Origin of the sequence: Luteolibacter sp. Y139 (genome assembly GCF_038066715.1) — a bacterium.
GTDB lineage: Bacteria > Verrucomicrobiota > Verrucomicrobiia > Verrucomicrobiales > Akkermansiaceae > Haloferula > Haloferula soli.
In genome coordinates, this window is sequence record NZ_JBBUKT010000003.1 from 463662 (window position 1) to 483596 (window position 19935).

The 19935-nt window shown below is 63.3% G+C and carries 17 protein-coding genes; 4 read left to right on the forward strand and 13 right to left on the reverse strand.

All coding sequences use genetic code 11. From position 1 onward, the window contains the following. Nucleotides 1–61: 61 nt before the first annotated feature. From WKV53_RS10365 to WKV53_RS10385, 5 genes are all read right to left on the reverse strand, one after another. Nucleotides 62–1696, reverse strand: a complete 1635-nt coding sequence (locus WKV53_RS10365) for an esterase/lipase family protein (RefSeq protein ID WP_341404507.1) — start codon at nt 1694–1696, stop codon at nt 62–64. Nucleotides 1697–1715: 19 nt separating this feature from the next. Beyond that, nucleotides 1716–2885, reverse strand: coding sequence for a hypothetical protein (locus tag WKV53_RS10370; protein WP_341404508.1), 1170 nt, complete (start codon nt 2883–2885; stop codon nt 1716–1718). Nucleotides 2886–2891: 6 nt separating this feature from the next. Next, complete coding sequence (locus tag WKV53_RS10375; RefSeq protein WP_341404509.1) at nt 2892–4166, reverse strand: hypothetical protein; 1275 nt, start codon at nt 4164–4166, stop codon at nt 2892–2894. A 79-nt stretch (nt 4167–4245) separates the two neighbouring features. Then, entirely contained in the window at nt 4246–6408 is a 2163-nt protein-coding gene (locus tag WKV53_RS10380) for a tetratricopeptide repeat protein (RefSeq protein WP_341404510.1), read from the reverse strand. 19 nt (nt 6409–6427) lie between these two features. After that, complete coding sequence (locus tag WKV53_RS10385) at nt 6428–7345, reverse strand: YybH family protein (RefSeq protein WP_341404511.1); 918 nt, start codon at nt 7343–7345, stop codon at nt 6428–6430. Nucleotides 7346–7625: 280 nt separating this feature from the next. Between WKV53_RS10385 and WKV53_RS10390 the strand changes: the two genes are divergently transcribed. From WKV53_RS10390 to WKV53_RS10400, 3 genes are all read left to right on the forward strand, one after another. Continuing rightward, complete coding sequence (locus tag WKV53_RS10390) at nt 7626–8231, forward strand: hypothetical protein (RefSeq protein ID WP_341404512.1); 606 nt, start codon at nt 7626–7628, stop codon at nt 8229–8231. 82 nt (nt 8232–8313) lie between these two features. Next, nucleotides 8314–8703 carry a hypothetical protein gene (locus tag WKV53_RS10395; protein WP_341404513.1) on the forward strand — a complete coding sequence of 130 codons (390 nt, stop codon included), beginning with the start codon at nt 8314–8316 and terminating at the stop codon, nt 8701–8703. A 40-nt stretch (nt 8704–8743) separates the two neighbouring features. Further along, nucleotides 8744–10807, forward strand: coding sequence for a TonB-dependent receptor (locus WKV53_RS10400; RefSeq protein ID WP_341404514.1), 2064 nt, complete (start codon nt 8744–8746; stop codon nt 10805–10807). Between the two features lie 18 nt (nt 10808–10825). Here WKV53_RS10400 and WKV53_RS10405 read toward each other — a convergent pair whose 3' ends face one another. The 4 genes from WKV53_RS10405 to WKV53_RS10420 all read right to left on the reverse strand — a co-directional run bounded on the left by WKV53_RS10405 (nt 10826) and on the right by WKV53_RS10420 (nt 14374). Continuing rightward, nucleotides 10826–11155 carry a hypothetical protein gene (locus tag WKV53_RS10405; protein WP_341404515.1) on the reverse strand — a complete coding sequence of 110 codons (330 nt, stop codon included), beginning with the start codon at nt 11153–11155 and terminating at the stop codon, nt 10826–10828. Nucleotides 11156–11217: 62 nt separating this feature from the next. After that, entirely contained in the window at nt 11218–12075 is an 858-nt protein-coding gene (locus tag WKV53_RS10410) for a hypothetical protein (protein WP_341404516.1), read from the reverse strand. A gap of 42 nt (nt 12076–12117) precedes the next feature. Continuing rightward, entirely contained in the window at nt 12118–13086 is a 969-nt protein-coding gene (locus WKV53_RS10415) for an MDR family NADPH-dependent oxidoreductase (RefSeq protein ID WP_341404517.1), read from the reverse strand. A 25-nt stretch (nt 13087–13111) separates the two neighbouring features. Then, nucleotides 13112–14374: a Glu/Leu/Phe/Val family dehydrogenase gene (locus WKV53_RS10420; protein WP_341404518.1), complete on the reverse strand. Its 1263-nt coding sequence runs from the start codon at nt 14372–14374 to the stop codon at nt 13112–13114. Nucleotides 14375–14451: 77 nt separating this feature from the next. Between WKV53_RS10420 and WKV53_RS10425 the strand changes: the two genes are divergently transcribed. After that, a complete protein-coding gene (locus WKV53_RS10425; RefSeq protein WP_341404519.1) occupies nt 14452–15342 on the forward strand; it encodes an ADP-ribosylglycohydrolase family protein in 891 nt (296 codons plus the stop codon). A gap of 4 nt (nt 15343–15346) precedes the next feature. On the opposite strand, the gene WKV53_RS10430 is transcribed toward WKV53_RS10425, so the two are convergent. The 4 genes from WKV53_RS10430 to WKV53_RS10445 all read right to left on the reverse strand — a co-directional run bounded on the left by WKV53_RS10430 (nt 15347) and on the right by WKV53_RS10445 (nt 19927). Then, entirely contained in the window at nt 15347–15691 is a 345-nt protein-coding gene (locus tag WKV53_RS10430; protein ID WP_341404520.1) for an SH3 domain-containing protein, read from the reverse strand. 68 nt (nt 15692–15759) lie between these two features. Next, nucleotides 15760–16584: a PEP-CTERM sorting domain-containing protein gene (locus tag WKV53_RS10435; RefSeq protein ID WP_341404521.1), complete on the reverse strand. Its 825-nt coding sequence runs from the start codon at nt 16582–16584 to the stop codon at nt 15760–15762. 114 nt (nt 16585–16698) lie between these two features. Further along, the gene (locus WKV53_RS10440; protein ID WP_341404522.1) at nt 16699–17814 is read right to left on the reverse strand and encodes a hybrid sensor histidine kinase/response regulator; all 1116 of its coding nucleotides are present in this window, start codon (nt 17812–17814) and stop codon (nt 16699–16701) included. Continuing rightward, nucleotides 17807–19927, reverse strand: a complete 2121-nt coding sequence (locus tag WKV53_RS10445) for a CHASE3 domain-containing protein (protein WP_341404523.1) — start codon at nt 19925–19927, stop codon at nt 17807–17809. The genes WKV53_RS10440 and WKV53_RS10445 overlap by 8 nt, the downstream gene beginning before the upstream one ends. Nucleotides 19928–19935 lie beyond the last annotated feature (8 nt).

Genomic DNA, 19935 nt, shown 5'->3' on the forward strand with positions numbered 1-19935 from the left:
ACAGGTCCGGCCGCATCTGGCCAGCGTCCTCGCCGACAACGACTGGCCCCCTCCACTCGCCTCAGTTGCCCTGCTGCAAATGAAGCTTCAGGATCCGCTTCACCTCCGCGATGCCCTCCGGATGCTGGTGCGAGCTGTGATTGGACGGCACGATTTTTTCCGATACCGCGCCATCAAGGTGCGCGCTCCAGTAGTCCACCACACCGTCTGACATCACCGGCGGGGTCTTGTCCTTGTTCCCGCCCTTGCCACGATCACCCATGATCGAGTGATACGGGATGTTGGGCGCGATCGGCAGCTTGTTCACCGCCTTCACGAAGCGATTGTCCGGCGAAAGCGTGTCGATGCTGTTCGGCGCGCGATCGAGTTGCAGCGAAGCATTGTCCACCGTCAGGACCGAGGCCATCGCATTGCGGGCATCCGCGAGGAAGGTGGGAATCCGCACCAGCCGCGAACCGAGACGACCGATCCAGTTCGACGCATACTTCGAGCCCCGGTGCGGAGCGGACAGGAAGATCGCACGGCTGATGTCGCGACGGCTCTCGAAGATGACCGAATCCTCCAGCAACTGGCGACTGGCCCCCGTGATGTGCATCTCATTCGGGCCCTTCTGGAAAATGTCGCGCCAGATCTTGTCACCGGCATTGGTCACCATCAGGCGGCTGATCAGGCTGCCCATGCTGTGGCCGATGATGACCATCTTCTTGTGGTTCGGGAACACCCGGTTGACGCCATCGAGCTCCTTCCGCAGCAGCGACGCGGAATAGGGATAAGGGTAGCCGCTGGGATAGCTGAAGGCCCAGAACTGGTATCGTTTCCGGATCTCCGGATCCTGGATCAGCGAATGATACATCGGCACCCACGTCGCCGGCGTATCCTGCAAGCCGTGGACAAAGAGCACGGGAATACGATTGGGATCGTACTTCTGAAGGCGGATCAGCCGCGCAGTATCGGAATACTTCTGCGGATTGAGCAGACGGATCAGGCCGAGCTTGTCAGGACGCGTGGTCGCCACCACGAAGCTCACCGGCGCGCTGAAGTTCGCCGCCAGCACCGGATTCCGCCCGGCGATCGCGATGTGTTCCTCGTCGAGCGGATCGTGGAGCTCCAGCACCGCGCCGTGCTTGCCCTCAGCGCGCACCACCGCGGTCAGAGCCATGGCCACGCGGGGCGGATCGAAGGTCTTGCGGAAATTGGGATTCGGATCCGCCATCACGACCAGCGGCGCACCCACTCCGGCGCGTGTCGCATGCACCGTGGTGTATTTCCCGCGGAAGTCATAGGTATCCACCACGTAGTATTCGCGGTGAACGTTCGCCGCCTTGGGCTCCAGCTTGCCACGCAGGGTGCGGGCAGTGGGCCCGCTGCCGACGGTGATGGTGCGGCCCCACGGCAATGCCTTGGCTCCCTCCAACCGTTCGACCAAACGGCCAACCGCATGATTGTAGAGCGCCACCGCACCCTTTTCACCGGCCAGTGCCTTGTCACCGGCCAGCCTCGCTGACTCGAGGAAATGCCCGCTCGCCTCCATCGCATCCGCGGAAGCCTTGCCCGCCTCAAGTTCTCTCAACGCCGCATCGAGCGGCGAGACGTGGTAATCACCCGGCGGGATCTGGGTTTTTACGACATGGTAGGAAACCGGCGCAGCGCACGACGCAAAGGCGAACGCAGCGATGAAGATGGCCTTGAATTTCATGAAGGAAGGCGAACCGGGGTTACAGCAGTGTCTTGAAAACCTTGCCGACCAGTTCGGCAAGCGGGATCTCGATCGCGCACGCGGCGATCAAGGGCAACGCCAGCGGGATCAGCAGAGGGAGTAGCGAGGTCTTGTCGACCGGCAGCATGCGCATCCCGCGAACGGAATCGTAAAGCGAATGGATGTCACAGGACGGCCCCAATTCGGGAGCCGAGAGCAGCGGCTGCTCGCCCGTTTCCTCACCACGGATCCACCGTTGTGCGACCATCCGGTCGTAGCGGGCGACCAGCGCGCCGTATTCGGCGACCCCCTTGCGCTTGGCCTTTTTCAGCAGCGGGAAGAAGACAACGAGGGGAAACAGGCACAAGGCAACGATCATCACCACGAAGATCGCACCATGGACCTTCAGATCATTCACGTGGGCTCCGTGCCACGCAATGTCGTGCGCCCACTTCGAAGCGGTGACGCACGAAAGCGCGAAGGCGAACGGGGAGAATCCCCGCGGCGTGGTCGCGATGAAGCCAAGTCCTCCAAGCCGGTCCGGATGCGCCGGCAGCAGGTCCAGCCCGAGCTTCGCAATGCGTCGGTAGAAGATGAATAGCAGCACCACCCGCCACAGCCAGCTGAACAGGAACAGCTGATAGATCGGCCGCGATACCAGCAGGAACCACCAGCCGCCGAAGCCGAGACCCTGGCCGTCCTTGGCCCAATTCAGCTCCTCCAGATGAATGCCCGTATCGGGAACGAATGCCGCAGCAACGATCGCTCCAGCAATACCAACCCACGGCAGCGTCGCATTGCGCAAGCGCAAGAGGTCGGCGATCACCTTCCCGAATGCCGGCACCTTTTCTTCGCTAATCAATCCCATGTCCACGAAGCGGGGAAGCAGGCGCTTCAGCGTGGAGCGGGCGACTCTCTCGCCGAAAATCAATGCAGGCAGCGCCAGCAGGAACCGCACGTGAATGCTGTAGTGCTGCAGCAGTGGTTCGCCGGTGGAATTGTCAAAGGCACGTCCCGTGACCAATGCCCACACCACCAGTGGCAACCACGCCAGCAGGCAAAAGATCACCGTCCGGCGAATCACGCCGTCCTTGCCATTCTTGGGCACCATTCCAAGCCGCTCCTGCAGGTGGAACCACGGGTCATCGTGGACCAGCGAAAACACCTCATTGTGCGGCTGCCGCTCCATGCCAACTCAGCGTAAAGGATACGCCACGCCCACCGTCTTCCATCCGGCGGCCGTGATTCCGGACGCGGCGGCTGCCGTCATGCGCCCGGTGTGAAGGAGCACCTTCGGCGCAGTGCCAAGATCGTCGCGTTGCGCGAAGCCCGCGACCTCCTCGGTCCACGTCACATGATCCACCGGTGCCGGCACCTGCAATTCGCCGGTCGCGGTGGTCGCACCCGGCAGACGACCGAGCACTTTCAGCGAGACATAGCTGGCCGCTCCCGAGCGATCGCGTTCAGCAAGGATCGCCAACCCCGAAATGAGAAACTCCGCTTGCTCCGGAGTCTCACAGGCATTCGCCAGCCGCACCACATCACCGCGTCCCGAAGCCTTCGGCATCGCTTCCAGATAGGTGACAATCCGGTGGCGGCGCGTGGTGCTCAGCGCCCGGTGAACCTGGAAATCCTTGATGTCTTCCAGACTCACACCCATCGCATTGAGCGATCGCTCGTCCCGCATCGCGAGTTCACCGGAAGTGAGCGCATAGGTATCGTCGGGAATACCCACCATGTTGGTCGCGGCCACCGCAACCCCGGCCGATGCCGCCGCCGCTCCGATCCGCAAGGGCAAGCCACCGGCGAAGAACGCCCACGTGACCTTGTCCATCTCTTCCTGAAGCCGCTCGTTGTCGGAGTAGGGGTCGATACCGAGTTGCTTCGCCGTATCGAGCTTCGCCTTGTCAAAACCCGCCGCACTCTTTGCCGCATTGCCAATGCCACGTCCCGCGGCAGCAGCCGCCTGACCGGCGTCACGGTCATCCTTCTTCACCGAATCCTCCACGCGATCGACCGCCCTGGTCACTCCACGACCAATGCCCGATCCCACCTTCACAAAGAAGTGCCCCACCGTCTTCGGTGCCTGCTTCACCGACTCGACCGGATTCTTCACGATGTTCTTCACCGCATCGATCGGCTGCTCCACCGAGCGCTTGAGCCCTTCGGCAAAGAGATCGCCCTTGCTCGTTTCCACGAGCTTGTGAATCGCCTCCGCCTCACTGATGCGGCGCTTCGCTTCCGGCACCCCGATCGCCGTGAAGGTGCCGAAGTCACTGTCGATGGTGAAGTAGGCCATGTAGCCGTCCGTCGGCACCTGGTCGCGGACCCGGTACGATGGTCCTCGTAGTAACTCCACGGGAAGAAAGTCGGACGCCTTCAGCATGACGCCGGTTTCATAACCGGCGGGCGCCTGGGCATGAACGGATGCGACCAGCGCGGTCGCGACGATGAAGGACCATGGTTTCATGATGTCGCAAATCGAAGGTTGGATGGAAAAGGGCCGGCGCGGATGCGCTCGCGCCGGCCCATGGCAAGACCCACCGGGGTCAGCCCTTGGTGAATTCAAGGCCGGCATCTCCATCCGGCGCACCGACGAGTTCGAATTGCATCTTCCCTTCGGCCTTCATCTCGACGGCCGAAACCATCTGCGTGTCATCCGAGGTCAGGACCAGCAGCCCCTTGTCATTGAGACCATAGGTGCCCTTCATTTCGGTCGGATCACCACTCGCCGGCTTGAAGCCCCACGTGTAGTCACCTCCCTCGGTCATCGTGAAGGTGATCTTCCCGTTGCCGGTGTCGCTCGTCCATGTCCCGACGAGCTTGTCGGCGGGCACCAGCGGCGGACGCGTGGGAGCCGGACCTGCATCATCGCTGGTGCCATCCGGGATCGAGCTCTTCGTCAGCTCGGCCAGCTGGCGAGAGATGCTGTCCGCCGGCTCCATCTGCGAGGCCTTCGCAAACTGCTCATACGACTTCTCCATGTGGCCACAGACCAGATAGTGGTAGCCGAGCAGGAAATGCCCGTCCGCCTTGCCGGACGACTTCGCGTAAGCCTCGATTCTTCTCAACTGGTCGTTGTAAGCGCTCGATCCATTGTAGAAGTCGATCATCGTGTCCCAACTCCAGCCGGGCCCGGAAGCCAGCACAGGATTCAACACCCCCGCGGCATCCGAATACTTCCCGAGCGCGAAGAAACACAGCGCACGATACTCGTGCAGCGTGGTATCCCCCGGAACGTAGCTGATCGCCTCGTCCACCTTCGAGAGCGCGGTCGTATAATCACCGCCCTTGAAGGCATCACGCGATGCCTCCAGCGCATCGGCCGACTTCGACTCCGCCGTGGAAGCAGCCGCTTCATCCCCCGGCGGATTCTTCGCCGCTGCCACCGACACCGGCTGGTTGTAGGTGATGTAGGTGTTCTGCACCGGCGGTGCCGGATACGGGTTCTTGTACGACTGGTAGCCCATGTCGTAGATCATGTTCCCCAGGCTCCAGACGCCGATGCCCCACATGAAGCCCTTGGCGAAATCGTCGTCGTTGTCGTACCACCAGTTGTGGCGGTAGTAGGCGTGGTTCCAGCCGTAGCCCCAGTGGCCGTGGTGCCACTTGTAGTAATTCCCGCTACCCCACCATGGCCGCGCACCCCAGTAGTTCGGGCGACAGGCGAAGTTGTTGTTGTGGCGGAAATTGTTGTTGATGTTGATGTTGACGTTATTGCCGATGTTGACCCGGTTGCCCCACACGCCGTTGTTGCCACCCCAGCGGTTGCCATCCCAGCCACGGCGGTCCGCAGGCAAGGTGGACGGGCGATTGAGAGCCACGTTCTTGCGGCCCACATTGACCTGACCCACGTAGACATTGTTCCGGTCGCCACCGCGGATGTTCGTCCGGTCCCGATCAATGTTCACCCGGTCGCGATCCACGATGCTCGGCCCGTCCTTGTCGAAGCGACCGCCTTGACCGGGACGATTGTTACCCGGGCGGTTCCCCATACCGGGAAGGTTGCCATTGCCATTACCGGGGCGATTTCCAGGCCGGTCATCCGTACCGGGACGATCACCCGGACGGTTGTCGCCGCCCGGACGATTGTTGCCACCCGGGCCGTTCCCTCCACCCGGCCGATTGGCAAAGCCGGGCGTGCCCTCTCCTCCCGCACCAGGACGGGTCGGCTTGCCCTTATCCGGCTTGGTCGGATAGGTGACCATCCCGGGCAAGGTCGACGGCTTATTCTGGCCGGGACGATCCACGGATGGCCGCTTGTCCGGCCCACGGTCGCCACCACCTCCAGCTCCGCCTGCTCCACCACCACCGGGCCTGACGTCCGCGTTGCCACCACCACCCGGAAGCTTGTTGTTACCACCACCTCCAGCACCCGCACCACCGCCGCCGCCTCCAGGGCGGGTCACAGGCTTCTGCACGGACGGCCGCTGGACCGGCTGCTTCGGCGCCGGCTTCGCTTCCGGACGCGCTTGCGGCATGGTCGGCCGGGCCGTGGGCTTCGACTGCGGCTGGCCCTGCGGGCGTGCGATCTTTGAGCCAGTCATCGGACTGCGGCTCGCGCCGCCGCCTCCTCCGCCGCGGTTCATGCCGCCTCCGCCTCCACCACCACCTCCGCGGTGACCTCCTCCGCCCTCGCCTCGGGCTTCGGAATCGTGATTCGCCAGAAAGAGTCCGAGCAGGACGGTCAGGAATGTAGGAACAAGTTTCATCGTCGTGTCGGGAAAGGGTTCAGTTCGAGTCGGGGTCGGGAGTCTGGCGGACGATCCGTAGCTCGCCGTCCGGCTGCTTCTCGCCATCGATCACCTTGTTGGTCACCGCCCAGATCAGGGTGTCCTTCCCATCGGTGGTCAGCTCCTGGTTGGCGGTCATGGTTTCACCGTCACCGGTGGTGCCTTCGGAACGGACCAGCCAGCCATCGTCGGTCGCCGTCCAGATCCCCTGCGACACGCCGCCCTCGGCGTCGAAGATCCAGGAAACGATCGACTTCTTCGCGGCATCCCAGCTGATCCGCATCGTCCCGGCCTGCGGCTCGCCATCGGCCGTGGTCGTCAGCGTTTCACCGGTGAGGAACTTGCCGGAGCTGTCCCAGCCGAAAGCGAGGTCCAGCCGCAGGCCGTCCTTCGTCGTCGTCCACTCGCCTTTCAAGACATCCGCCAGTTCGGCCAGCTGCCCGGCGGCGTCCGTCGAATCCTTCAGCTTGCGGGTGCTGGCGATTTTCCAGACTCCGTCCGCGCCCTTCAGCAGGGACGCCGTGTAGTCGGTGGAGCGCGGCGGCTCGTTCTCTCCCGGCGGCGTGCGGTGGGCGGTGCCATCCTCGATCGCCAACGTCGGCGCGACCAGCCGGACCGATTTCACCTCGATCGCCAGCGAAGGCACATCGTCCTCGGCGAAGACTTCCTCGTAGTGCGCCTTGATCTCATCGCGACCGGAGATGAGGTCGTCGCCGGTCAGGCCGCACATTTCACCGTCCTCGGTGAAGAGCTCGGCGATCGCGGCGGCGTCCTTCTTGTTGTAGGCGGTGACGAAAGCCTCGGCCGCTTTCTCGAGCCCGGCCATCGCCGGATCAGGTTCTTCCTCGGCGCGCAGGCCGGGGCTGGCAAACAGCGCGACCGCCAGGCAGGCACGCAGGATTCGGTTCGGATTCATGACTGGGGTTGGAAATGGAACTCGTTTTGAACAAACAGCCTGTGCAATTTGACACGTCTCCCAACATACCGGAGATGCCAAAGAGCCCGAGGATTTCCTACCCGGAAGCCGCTGCCTATTAGACCAAAGGGCTAAAGAAAGCCGGGGCCTGCCCGTTGACAGCCCGGGATTTCCGTCCTTTGCCGGGGAGTTTCGCTCCAAACTGGCTTGCACCCCGGCCGGGCTTCCCCGACTTCGGCCTTGTCCCCGCCGCCGGGCTCCCCTAATTGCCCGTGCACACATGGACCCGATGCACCTCTACGAACGCCTGTCCCTCCACGGCACCGGCATCGCCTTGGGCATCTGGCTGGTGGCCATGCATGCGTTCATGCTCGCAAGGCCGGTCCCGGTGCAGGGATTCCTGAAAAGATTCCCGCGCAACCAGCAGCTCGGCCAGATCCTCCTCGCGATCGGCCTGATCTGGTTCTGGTTCCTCGTCCAGGAGCCCGGCAAGGGCTGGCGCCATTTCCTCGCCATGGACCTCGGCGAGTTCAATGGCCTGAAAAAAATCCTCAGCATCGCAGTCCCGCTGTCCATCATCGCGGTCGGCATCGCGATTAAGGAATTCCTGGCCGTCCGTGCGCTCGGCCTGCTCGGCCTGATGGTCGCCGCGCCCTTGTTTGAGGCCGCCTTCCTCAAGGACCCGCAGAGCCGCCTGCTGATTCCCACCTTCGCCCTCGGGCTGGTCATCGCCTCGCTCTACTGGGTCGGCATGCCTTACCTCTTCCGTGACTCCGTCAGCTGGGCGACCGCCAATCCGCGGCGCTGGCAAGCCCTCTGCATGGCCGGTCTCGCCTACGGGGTCGCCGTGCTCGCCTGCGCCTTCCTGTTCTGGAAGGGCTACTAACACGCGCAGCGGAGGATTCTTTCTCCTCGCGATCCAGCCCGGATCGTTGGAAGATCGGACCACAGGTTCCGTTTCTCCGGGCATGAAACTTTTCTCAGCAATCTGTGGTACGACCGCCCTGCTGACCTCGGGCGGCAGCTTCTATCTCCTCAGCCGCTTCGCTGTTTATTTCGGCAAAGTCGGGATCCCGCTGCCCATGCTGACGGAAGCGGTTCTCTGGAAGGGCGGCGTGGTCCCTCCCGCCCTCCTCTTGGGAAGCGCCATCATCGTCTTCACCGGAGTGGCGCTGAAGGACAAATCGCTGATGATCGCAGGCAGCGTCTGCACGCTCCTCCTCATGCTCGTCGCCGCCACGGTCGTCCCCGCCGCGCTGATGCTTCCCATGGAAAAAATGGCGCACGAAGGGGAGACCGGCCTCATGAGCCCCAGCCACCCCCAGCCGCACGAGGAAAAGCACCCGATTCACGATTGAAGGCTTCCCGCCGATCGTAACGGTAGGCGTGATCCCTCGCATGAAGGCCGTCCTCCTCCTCGCCGCCGCTTCCCCGCTCGTTGCCCAGGACACGCTGCCGGAAATGACCGTCCTCGCCGAGCGCCGCGGCAGCAGTCTCGCCGACCTGCCCGGCGGGACCCTCGCGGAGTGGGATGAGGAGGACTTTTCTAACAAAGCCCCGCGCACCCTCGACGAATTGCTCTCCAGCGAGCCCTCATTCTCCCTCTACCGCCGCCAGACCTCCCTCTTCGGCAATCCCACCTCGGCCGGCGTCAGCCTGCGCAATACCGGCGCCACCGCCGCCTCGCGCACGCTGGTGGTGCTCGATGGCATCCCGCAGAACGATCCCTTCGGCGGTTGGGTCTATTGGGCCCGCCATGATCCCTCGACGCTGGAGTCGGTCCGCATCGTTCCCTCCGCGCAAGCCGCCGTCTGGGGAAATGCCAGCCCCGCCAGTGTAGTCCAGCTCACCAGTCATCCGGCTTTCGAAGAGCGCTACCTCCTGCGAGTCGGGGGCGGTGGACAAGGGACCTATTCCGCCTCGACCTCCAACACACTGGTGGCCGATGACAAGTCGCTCGCCGTCACCTTCTCCGCCTTCGGCCTGCACTCGGATGGCTTCTACGCGGTACCCTCGTGGCAGCGCGGCCCCATCGACCGCAAACTCGCCGTCGACTCCTACGGCGCGGATCTCAAGCTCGCCTGGCGCGCGGCTCCCGGCATCATCGTCGAGCCGATGTTCTCGTGGTACGAGGAAGATCGTAACAACGGCACGCCACTCGCGGGCAACTCCACCGAGGCCCTCGACTTCGCCCTGCGCGTCACCTCCGGGGATGACGGCGGGATCTCATGGCAAGCCCTCGCCTACCGGCAGGAGCGACGCTTCAAGTCGATGTTCACTTCGGTGAATGCCACCCGCACCGCCGAAACGCCATCACTCGATCAATTCCTCGTCCCCGCCGACGGCACCGGTGCCGCCTTCACCCTCCAGTGGAAGCCGGAGGGCCCATGGTCGCTCACCACGGGCGCCGATTTCCGCAAGACCGATGGCACGACCAATGAAGACGCCGGCTTTGTCGCGGGCAACTTCGTGCGTCGACGCCAAGCCGGCGGAGAACAAACCCTGACCGGCATCTTCGCCGCCGCAGGTTACAAGGTGAGCGAAGAAACTCGCCTCGACGCCAGCGCCCGCCTCGATGCCTGGCAACTCGAAGACGGCCGCCGCATCGAGAAGTCACTCACCAATGGCTCCACGCTCCGCAAGGACATCCAACCGGACCGCGACGGCACCGAGCCATCCTTCGCCCTCGCCCTATCGCACGATCTAACAACCGACATCACCCTCGGTCTTTCCGCCGGCACCAGCTTCCGCCTGCCGACCCTCAATGAACTGCATCGCCCCTTCCGCGTCCGCAACGACATCACCGAGGCAAACCCCGCACTCGATCCGGAGCGCTTCTACAGCATCGAAGGCACTGCCAATTGGCAGGCCGCGGATTGCCTGAAGTTCGACGCCAGCGTCTTCCACCACTGGATCCGCGACGCCATTGCCAACGTCCCCATCACCGACCCCGCACAAATCGCCGCCATCTTCGGCACCATCCCGCCAGGAGGCTCCGGCTCACAACGCCAGAACGTCGACGAAGCCCGCGTACTCGGCGTGCAAGCCGGTGCCGAATGGCAACCTCAGCAGGAAGTGACCCTGCGACTCGATGGCATCTGGAGCGACACCGAATTCAACGAGTCCACCAAGCAACCGCTGCTGGAAGGCAAGCCCTTCCCCCAAGCCCCCGACCTGCGCCTCATCGCCTCGGCCGATTGGCACGCGACCGACAAGCTCACCCTCTCCGCCGGCTATGAATACGGCGCCGAGCAATACGACGACGCCCTCGCCCAACGCCGCATCCCCAGCTACACCAGCGCCCGCATCGGCGCCACCTGGCAAGCCACGGAGCAAGTCACGCTCCACGCCCGCGTCGACAACCTCTTCGACGAGGAAATTTCCACCGGCCTCAGCAGCGATGGCATCCGCACCATCGCCGCCCCCCGCTCCTTCTGGCTCGGTGCCGAGTGGATTTTCTAACCACTGTGAGTATTAGTCTCACTCGCTCTCCTCCGGCACCGCCAGCGCCTTCGCATCGATCTGCATCCGCTCCTTCAACACGTGCTGGTACATAAATCCGCCGCCGATGAGAAGCACGCCGAGGACCACATACAGCCACCGCAGATTGCTCCGATCCAGATTCCCCACCCAGTGATCCACGATCGTCGCACAGACACTTCCCGAGACAAGCATCACCACGGAATAGGTCCACGCCTTCTGCAGATAGGAAAAGTCACCCACCGGAAAATTAAAGCCGCCTAACAGCCAGAACGCCGCTAACAAAACCACAAGGATCCCAACGCGGATCGACGTGAACGCGAACTCCATGGATAAGGAAGATGCCCGGACGCGTCGCATGATCGAGTCCAATCACACGGGATGCAAACGGCTCACCGCTTCTTCCGGATTCCATCAAATCTCTCACGCACTTCCTTCGCCGTCCCGATGCTCAAGTGGATCGTGTAGTCGTGAACGAACCCCGGCTTGATCTGCATCGTGCGCACCGGAGCAAAGTAAGAGCACCCCGCGCCCTTGGGCCCATCCGCACCGGCGAAGCGATAGCACGTGAGCTCACTGCTTCCCGGAAAATACACCCCAACCCCGCGGCCATCGGCCCCCAGGTAAGCCGCCCATTCCTCGGTCGCCTTGCAGCTCTCGTTCGGCCATCCGGGCTGCCGTACGGAAAGGGCCTCACCGGTCCACGGCTTCTCTCCGCTATAGCAGGCGAGATCCGCAAAGGCGTGATCGATGAACACCGCAGGCAATTCCTGATGGGCGGGCGGATGCTCTTCGCTCCCGCTATAAGTGAATCGAAACCGGATCGTCGCCACCTTCCCTTCGAGCTTGATCCACTCCTCCATCCGGCAGTCCTCCACATCCTGACCACCCGCCCAATTCACCGGCACGCTTTTGACATAAAGCCCGCCGCCCTCATCACGGTTCTCCAGAACTCGCGCCGGCTTCCCCTTGAAGTCCCCGCCTTGCACCGGATTCCAACGCCACGGCTGCTCACCCCATTTTGAGCCGTCGGACTTGCCATAGTACGACTGCTGGATGAAGCGACCGCGGTCGTAGTGATTGAGCAAGTTGCGGTCACCCGGGAGCTCGGAAAACCAGAACACCGACCCTCCGGACGAAAGATCGACTCCGATCTTCACCTCGCCGTTGCTCAGGAACTTCTCTCCCTTCGCGAGTTCTTCCCCAGACACGACCAAAGCCAATGCCATCCATGCAACCAGAGTCTTCATTCTGGATGCATGAAACGTCCGCTCGTGCCTCAGCCTGTCACGTCACGGCACCAGCAGCACCTTCCCATCGCGCCCTTCTCCGCCCACGCGTTCAAGCGCGGAACCAAACTCCTCCAAGGAATAAGTCGAATCCACCGGCACGCTCATGCTTCCGCCCAGCATCAAGCCGGCTAGCTTGCCGTAGGCCTCATCCAGTTCGTTCTTCGCCGCGCTTTCGATCCACTTCGTGATCCATAGCCCGCGGATCTGCAGATCTTTGAAAATGAGCAAACCATTCGGAACGGTCACCGGCCTGCGAGCCATCGCTCCGAAGGTGATATGGATCCCGCCGGGCGCGAGCAGATTCATCAACCGCAAGGCGCTCTCACCACCGACGCAATTGAACGCGAGCTTCGGCCTCTCGGCAGTGGCAGCCTTTGCCGTTTCCAGCCCGGCATCATCATCCGTCACCACCACATCCGCGCCAAGCGCAAGCAGCTCGTCGATCAGCTCCGGACGACGTACGAGATTCATCGTACGAATCCCAAGCTCCTTCGCCACCGCGATCACACAGCGACCCACACCGGAGTTCGCAGCGTTCTGAACAATCCAAGACCCCGGCTCCGGCGTGCCGAACCCGGTCAACAACCGCCACGCCGTGGCCGGATTCACCTTCAGCATCGCCGCCTGCAGCGGATCAATACCCACCGGCAACTTGAAGAGATCCTCCGCCGCCAACTGCACATGCGTCGCCCAGCTCCCCGCACGACGCAGCACGATCGCGCGATCGCCCGGTTGAAAATCCACCGACCGGCTCTCCACCACCTCGCCACACCCTTCAATCCCCGGCACCGCAGGCAGCCCCGGCTTCACGCCATAGGTGCCCTCGATCAGATTCAGATCAGCCGGATTCACCGGCGCCGCCAGAATCTTCAACCGCACCTCGCCATCCGCAAGAGGCGGCAACTCCAGCGGCTCAAGCCGCAGCACCTCGGCAGGCTTGCCAAATTCGTGGAAGAGAAGGGCATTCATGGTTGGAATCACACAGATTGATTTTTCACGGGAAAAGCCCCCGCTGCGCCTTCACATCCGCCACCGTCTTGATCGCCAGCGCCTGGGCGGCGGTGCGATGCGGCAGCTTGTGCTTCTCTGAGAAATGCAGCACGCGTGAAAAAGCACTCTCCAGCATCGTCTCTAGCTTCGTCAGTACCTCTCGCTCCGTCCACTGGAAGCGCTGCAGGTTCTGCACCCATTCGAAATACGAGACCGTCACGCCACCCGCGTTGCACAGGATGTCGGGAATGACAAAAATGTCACCGCGCTCGTTGAGGACCGCATCCGCCTCCGGTGTCGTCGGACCGTTCGCGCCCTCCGCAAGCACCTTGCATTTCAGCAGCGGCGCATTCTCGCCCGTGATGACCATGTCGGTCGCAGCGGGAACCAGAATGTCGCAGGGCTGGCAAAGCAACGCCGCCGGATCGATCGGCTCCGCTTCGGCGAACCCCTGGATGCTTCCGTGAGCTGCCACATGATCCCGCAGCTTGCGGGTGTCGATCCCTCCATCATTCCAGATCGCTCCCGTAACATCGGAAATCCCGAGGATCTTCACCTTCGAATTCGAAAGCGCATACGCCGCATGCGCACCCACATTGCCAAAACCCTGCACCACCGCAGTCGCCCCATCGATCGGCAGGTTCAGCTTGTTCAGCGCACGACACGCGAGGAAAGCGACACCATGGCCTGTCGCCTGCGTGCGCCCCGCCGAACCTTGCAGACTCAACGGCTTGCCAGTGACAATCCCTGGAACCAAGCGCCCCGCGTGGGTCGAGTAGGTATCCGTCATCCACGCCATGGTCTGCTCATTGGTGCCCATGTCGGGTGCCATGATGTCGATGTCCTCGCCGATGAAAGGGATCATCTCCATCGTGTAGCGGCGGGTGATGCGCTCGAGTTCGCCCACACTCATCGTTCGCGGATCGCACGTAATGCCGCCCTTGCCACCACCGAAGGGCAGGTCCATCAGCGCGCATTTCCAATTCATCCACATCGCCAGCGCCGCCACCTCTCCCAGATCGACCCGCGGGTGATACCGCAGGCCGCCCTTCACCGGCCCGCGCGTCAGGTGATGCTGCACCCGGTGGCCGAAATACACCCTGACAGTGCCATCATCGTGACGGATCGGCACCGTCACCGTGATCAGTCGCTTCGGCCACTTGGTTCGCTCGCGCAGCTCATCGTTGAGCCCCAGGAAATCAGCTACCCCGTCAAATTGCGTCGCCGCCATGGCGAAGACCGGATTTCGCAAAAGTTCGTCGCGCATGCGGCTTATCTAACCGTGGATTGCAGGATGCCAACGAATCCTTTGCGCCGGAACGATTCCTGCCGAAACTGTCGCCAATGACCGCCCGCGACCTCGTTCTGCCCTCGTTCTTCGGTGACGCCCTCGCCCTCGGCCCACACTGGGTCTACGACCCGCCGAAGATCGCCGGATGGTACGCTGGCGGCATCCGCTCCTACGACGCGCCCCGCAGCACCTACCACCCGGGAAAGGTCGCCGGCGACTTCACCCACTACGGCGACCAGACACTGGCCCTGCTCGAGTCCCTGGCCGCCGACGACGGCTCCCTCATCAACTGGCCCACCGATTGGCGGCGCTGGGCGGAACACGTTCGCGATGAAAGAACGAGCTACTTTGACGGAGCCACCCGCGGGACCTTGGAAAACTTCACCGCAGGGGAGACCGAGCCCTCCGACTCCCACGATCTCGGCGGCGCATCGCGCATCGCCCCGCTGTTCGCCTTCACCCGCGATGTCGGACAGCTCGTCCCTCTCGCCCGCACCCAGACCGCACTGACCCACGGCGATCCACAGGTCATCGATGCCGCCGAGTTCTTCGCCCGCGCCGCCCTGTCCGTAGCCGGAGGCGCAGGCTTCGAGGAAGCCTTCGACGAAGCCGCCTCGCATCCCTACGACGCCCTGCCCGCCATCGACTGGGTCACTCTCGGCCGCGATGCCGCAGCGGGCGAGCTGGCCGCACAGGCCGGTGAACTCGGCCTCGGCTGCGGGGTCGAAGGCGCATTCCCGATCACCCTCGCGGTCGCCTTCCGCCATGAAGCCGACCCCGTAGAGGCGCTTTCGGCGAATGCCATGCTCGGTGGCGATTCCGCCGCACGCGGCATGCTGTTAGGCCTGCTCATGGGTGCTCGCCATGGCTTGGCGGCATTCCCCGTCAAATGGCGAAAGGAGCTGCGCTCGATCGAAACCATCGAGCGCTTGCTGCCTCAGTGAGCCCTCACGCCACCGGCTTCAAAAGGTAGCCGGCGACCCAGCCTTCCTCGCCGCTGGCATTGCGGCACCAATGCCAGCCGTGGATTTGCTTCAGCGAATCCAGCTCATCGCCGCGGCGAATCACCAGCGTCGTTGGATCGAAGGATTCAAGGGCCGCAAACCGTCCCTCGCCCAGCGGCTCCAGGATATCCTCCGGCACGTAGCCGTCGTTATTGCTATCGTCCTCCGCCCACACCCAGCCCGGCCATGCGCGGTCGACCGGACCCACGGTCACTTCATCGCCCGGCTGCAGGCGGATCGGGTTCGTGTCCTTTTCCTCGTAGTCGGCATTGGCGGTGAAGCGGGGCATGCAGAAATGCTGCCCGAAGACCACCGCGGGAGTCGATGCCCGAAAACGGCATGGAACTCCGGCCCAGCTCAGGCGCGGCAGCGGCGGCGGCGCATCAGGAAGGCGGCACCCGCCAGCCCGAGCGCCATCACCGTATTCGGCTCTGGCACGGCTGAAATGGTCGGCCCGGCCACCGAGGTCTGGACCGCCCCGGAAATGAGGTTCAGGTCGGAGTTCGCCTTCGGCCCGCCCTGCGGGCTGGAAACCACGCTCACCGTCCCGTTCGGGCTCACGATGTTCGCCTGGTAGAAGCTGTTCACCGCCGCTTCCTGATACGCAGCGTCGAAGACCATCGCATTGATCACGTCCACGCCCGAGGCCAGCGCCGCATTGCGGGCCGCTTTCGTGCCAGCCGGGTCGGCCTGATAGAAGCCGGTGGCGTCATCGATGATGGTGATCTGCTGGGTCGTGCCATTCGAGGGGGACGCTGCAATCGAAGCTGCCGCCGAGGTCAGGGCAGCGGCGTAGCTGACGCCCCATCCGACATTCGGATAGGCAATGCTCCGCACGCTGTTGGCGAAATTGAAGAAATCCTGCTGGGTGGTCAGCTCCCTCCACGTGATGGCCACCGGATTGGTCGGCAGGTTGTAGAGCATCACCGAGGACGCCATCTTCCCGTAGACTCCCCCTTGGGTCACCGCCGCATAGAAGCTCGGGCTCTCGAAGGTCTTCGCGACATTGTCGAGGATCAGGTTGAAGTCGCTCTGCGAGTAGGTTTGCGCGTCGACCAGGATCAAAAGCTCGGTATCCACGTTGCCGGCACGCGACGACTGGAGCATCAGCGTGCTTGCCACGGCGAAGGCCAAGGCACCGGAGCGAACTCGGGAAAATTGAGGAAGGGAGGGTTGTTTCACGGCAGTTTTTGAAATTCCGTAATGATTAATTACTAATTTTTGTTAATTTCTCCAATCTTTATTCTTAGCGGCCCATTACCGCGTCCGGTTTTTTGGAAATTCACCGGCATCGGATCACCTCGCCAGCGGCAGCGCCACCACGAAGCAGCCGCCTCCTCCCGCCCCATCCTCATAGCGGACCGTTCCGCCCATCGCCTTCACCAGCTCATGCACGATGTGCAGCCCGAGCCCGGTCGAGAGCTCGTCGCCCGTCGGCCGGGCACTGAGGCGGGTGAACTTGCGAAACAGCTTCGAACGCTCCTCCTCTTTCACCCCGGGGCCTTCGTCCTCGATACGGAAGATCCCTTCGCCGGCCTCGCTCGAAAGGCGGACGCAAATCCGCGATCCCGGCGGCGAAAACTTGATCGCATTCGAAACCAGGTTTTCCAGCGAACACAGCAGCGAGCGGCGGTCGGCCCGGACCAGTATCGTTTCGGCGGCGCTTTCGACCCGCACCTCGGTATCCTTGTCACCAGCGTGGTGGAAAAAGACCTCCACCGCCTGCTCGGCGTGCTCGCGGAGGCACAGCGACACCAGGTCCAGATGCTCCTTCGCCTCCTCCAGCCGCCGGGTCTGAAGCAGCGAGGTGGTCATCTCCAGCGCCCGGTCCACCGAGTGGGTGATGCTATCTACCAGCTGCGCCTGCTTCAGCGATAGCGACCCGGCCTCCTCGGTCAGCATCGCCGCCGCGAACTGCACCCCGCCCAGCGGGTTCTTCAGGTCGTGTGCGACGATCTCTAACAAATGGTTCCGCTCCTCGACGGCGGCCGAGAGGCGCTGGCGCATCTGCCGCAGGTTCAGGTGCAGCTGCACCCGCGACAATAGCTCGGGGCCATGGAAGGGCTTCGTCACATAGTCCACCGCCCCTGCCGCCAGGGCTTCCGTCACGAACCCCTTGTCAGTCACCGCGGACAGGAAAATGATCGGCAGCGCGTGCCACTCCGGTTGGGCCAGCAAGCGGCGGCACAGGTCGAAGCCCGTCATCCCCGGCATCATCACGTCCAGCAGCAGCAGGTCCGGCTTGGCCGTGCGCATCTTCGCCAGTGCTTCCTCACCGCTTCCCGCGGCAATCACCTCGTGGCCCTGTTTCAGCAGCAGCGGCCCCACCACCTGGATGTTCTTCGGCTCGTCATCCACCACCAGGACGAGCGCGGGACCGGAAGGCTGCGGCAACGGATCGAAGTCAGACATCGGCGACAAGCAATTCGATGACACCGGGGAAGGCCTCTAACAAGCGCCCCGCCTCCGCCACATCCATCGTGCCGGCAGCAGTCGCGAGCCGGCGTGCGTAATCTTCCAGCGGCGGGCAATGATGGCTCTCCGCGAGCGCGGCGATCTCCCCGGCAAATCCCGCCGTGGCCTGCGCCGGCACCAGCTTGATCAGGGCCGGCAGCTTGGTTTCCCGCAGCCGCTCCAGCGCCGGGCGAAGCTCCGGCCACGTGCGATCGCTCACGGCGATCACCACCGGTTCCACCGCCTGCGGTCGCGCCGTCGCCGCGGCGGCATGCACCGGCAAGAAGCGTGCAAGCTCCAGATACAGTCGCTCGCGGCTCACCGGCTTGCTCGCGAAGCCGTCGAAGAGCCGCTTGAGATCCCCTTGCTCCTCCAGCGGCATCGAGGCCGACATCGCCACCAGCGGGATGTGTTTGGTCTCCTCGTTCGCCTTCAGCAGGCCGTGCGCGGTGCGACCTTCCGTCACCGGCATGCGCAGGTCCATGAGCACCACCTGCGGTTTCGTGCGCAGGCACAGCATCACCGCCTGCTCGCCGTTCTCCGCCTCCAGCACTTCGTGATGCGTGCCCATCAGGAAGCCGCGGATCAGCTCGCGATTCAGCGGCACATCATCCACCACCAGGATCTTGGCTGGCGCGAGACGGTTGAAATCCACCACCCCATCGCCCACGGTGGTCTGCTCCGCGGCATGGCCCTGGCACGGCCGCACCGGCACCCGCAGGTGAAAGGTGGAACCCTTGCCCGGCGTGCTCCGCGCGCCGATGTCGCCGTTCATCAGCGAGACCAACCGCTCGCAGATGCTCAGCCCCAGGCCCGTGCCTTGGAATTGCCGCCCCTGCTGCGATTCCACCTGATAGAAGGGCCGGAAAATATCGCGCAGCTTGTCCTTCGCGATGCCGATACCGGTGTCTTCCACCTCCACCGCGAGCACCGTCTCGTCCCCTTCGCCCTCGCCGCGCATCGTCACCGTGACGTGGCCGTTGTGGGTGAACTTCACCGCATTGCCGATCAGGTTGACCAGCACCTGCCTCAGCCTCAGTGCGTCGAAGTACAAGTAAGCCGGCACCGAACGCTCGATGCGGATGGTGAACTCCAGCCCCTTCTCCCTCGCCCGGTAGGAGAACAAGGTCTCCAGCCCGTCCGCGAATCGCTTCATCTCCACCGCTTCCGGATTCAGCTCCAGCTTGGCCGCCTCGATCTTCGAAAGGTCGAGGATGTCATTGATGAGCGTCAGCAGCGAACGGCCACTGGTGACGATGGCATGCGCGAAGTGCTTGTTCTGCGGCTTTTCCACCGACTCGTGCAGCAGTTCGCCGAAGCCGAGGATCGCATTCATCGGCGTGCGAATCTCGTGGCTCATCATCGCCAGGAAATCGGTCTTCGCCTTGTCCGCCTGCTCGGCCTTTTCCTTTTCCAGTTCCAGCTCCGCCTCGCGCTCCTTCGCCCCGAGGTAGAGGCCGAGCAAAATCACACCGGTCACACCGGCGAGCAGCGCCACCCCGCCCGTGTTCACCACCACGCGGTTGGTGTCCTTGAAATTCTGCACCATCCGCTGGTTTTGCTCCGTCAGCAGATCCGCCTCTTCCAGGCGCATCGAATCAATGAGCTCCCGGATCTCATCCATCAGCGTCCGGCCGACGTTGGTTCCCACGATCTTCGCAGCGGCGTCGAAGCCCTCGTCGCGGCGCGCATCGATGCCGCTCTTCAGCTCTGCCTTTTTCTCCTCCACCAGCGCCAGGATCCTCTGCATGCGGGCCTGCTGGACCGGATTGTCGTTCGTCAGCTTGGCGAGCGCGTCCATCTTGGCCCCTACCTCTTTGAGAGCTTTCTCATAGGGTGCCAGGTAGTCATCCTCCCCGGTGATGAGGTAACCGCGGTGACCGGTCTCCAGATTGAGCATCGCCACCAGGCAATTTTCCAACTCGATCATCACCTGGTGGGTGTGCGCCACGCTCTTCGCATCCACCAGGATGGCACGGGTGTTCCTCACCGAGGTAAACGCACCGTAAATGATCATCACGAGCGCCACGAGGGCGGGAACCAAATAGCGGGCCTTCAAGTGGCGGCGCATGCGTCCGG

Bases quoted from the DNA above. Each gene is read 5' to 3' on its own strand.
- WKV53_RS10365 (WP_341404507.1), bottom strand. From the start codon at position 1,696: ATGAAATTCAAGGCCATCTTCATCGCTGCGTTCGCCTTTGCGTCGTGC.
- WKV53_RS10370 (WP_341404508.1), bottom strand. From the start codon at position 2,885: ATGGAGCGGCAGCCGCACAATGAGGTGTTTTCGCTGGTCCACGATGAC.
- WKV53_RS10375 (WP_341404509.1), bottom strand. From the start codon at position 4,166: ATGAAACCATGGTCCTTCATCGTCGCGACCGCGCTGGTCGCATCCGTT.
- WKV53_RS10380 (WP_341404510.1), bottom strand. From the start codon at position 6,408: ATGAAACTTGTTCCTACATTCCTGACCGTCCTGCTCGGACTCTTTCTG.
- WKV53_RS10385 (WP_341404511.1), bottom strand. From the start codon at position 7,345: ATGAATCCGAACCGAATCCTGCGTGCCTGCCTGGCGGTCGCGCTGTTT.
- WKV53_RS10390 (WP_341404512.1), top strand. From the start codon at position 7,626: ATGGACCCGATGCACCTCTACGAACGCCTGTCCCTCCACGGCACCGGC.
- WKV53_RS10395 (WP_341404513.1), top strand. From the start codon at position 8,314: ATGAAACTTTTCTCAGCAATCTGTGGTACGACCGCCCTGCTGACCTCG.
- WKV53_RS10400 (WP_341404514.1), top strand. From the start codon at position 8,744: ATGAAGGCCGTCCTCCTCCTCGCCGCCGCTTCCCCGCTCGTTGCCCAG.
- WKV53_RS10405 (WP_341404515.1), bottom strand. From the start codon at position 11,155: ATGGAGTTCGCGTTCACGTCGATCCGCGTTGGGATCCTTGTGGTTTTG.
- WKV53_RS10410 (WP_341404516.1), bottom strand. From the start codon at position 12,075: ATGAAGACTCTGGTTGCATGGATGGCATTGGCTTTGGTCGTGTCTGGG.
- WKV53_RS10415 (WP_341404517.1), bottom strand. From the start codon at position 13,086: ATGAATGCCCTTCTCTTCCACGAATTTGGCAAGCCTGCCGAGGTGCTG.
- WKV53_RS10420 (WP_341404518.1), bottom strand. From the start codon at position 14,374: ATGCGCGACGAACTTTTGCGAAATCCGGTCTTCGCCATGGCGGCGACG.
- WKV53_RS10425 (WP_341404519.1), top strand. From the start codon at position 14,452: ATGACCGCCCGCGACCTCGTTCTGCCCTCGTTCTTCGGTGACGCCCTC.
- WKV53_RS10430 (WP_341404520.1), bottom strand. From the start codon at position 15,691: ATGCCCCGCTTCACCGCCAATGCCGACTACGAGGAAAAGGACACGAAC.
- WKV53_RS10440 (WP_341404522.1), bottom strand. From the start codon at position 17,814: ATGTCTGACTTCGATCCGTTGCCGCAGCCTTCCGGTCCCGCGCTCGTC.
- WKV53_RS10445 (WP_341404523.1), bottom strand. From the start codon at position 19,927: ATGCGCCGCCACTTGAAGGCCCGCTATTTGGTTCCCGCCCTCGTGGCG.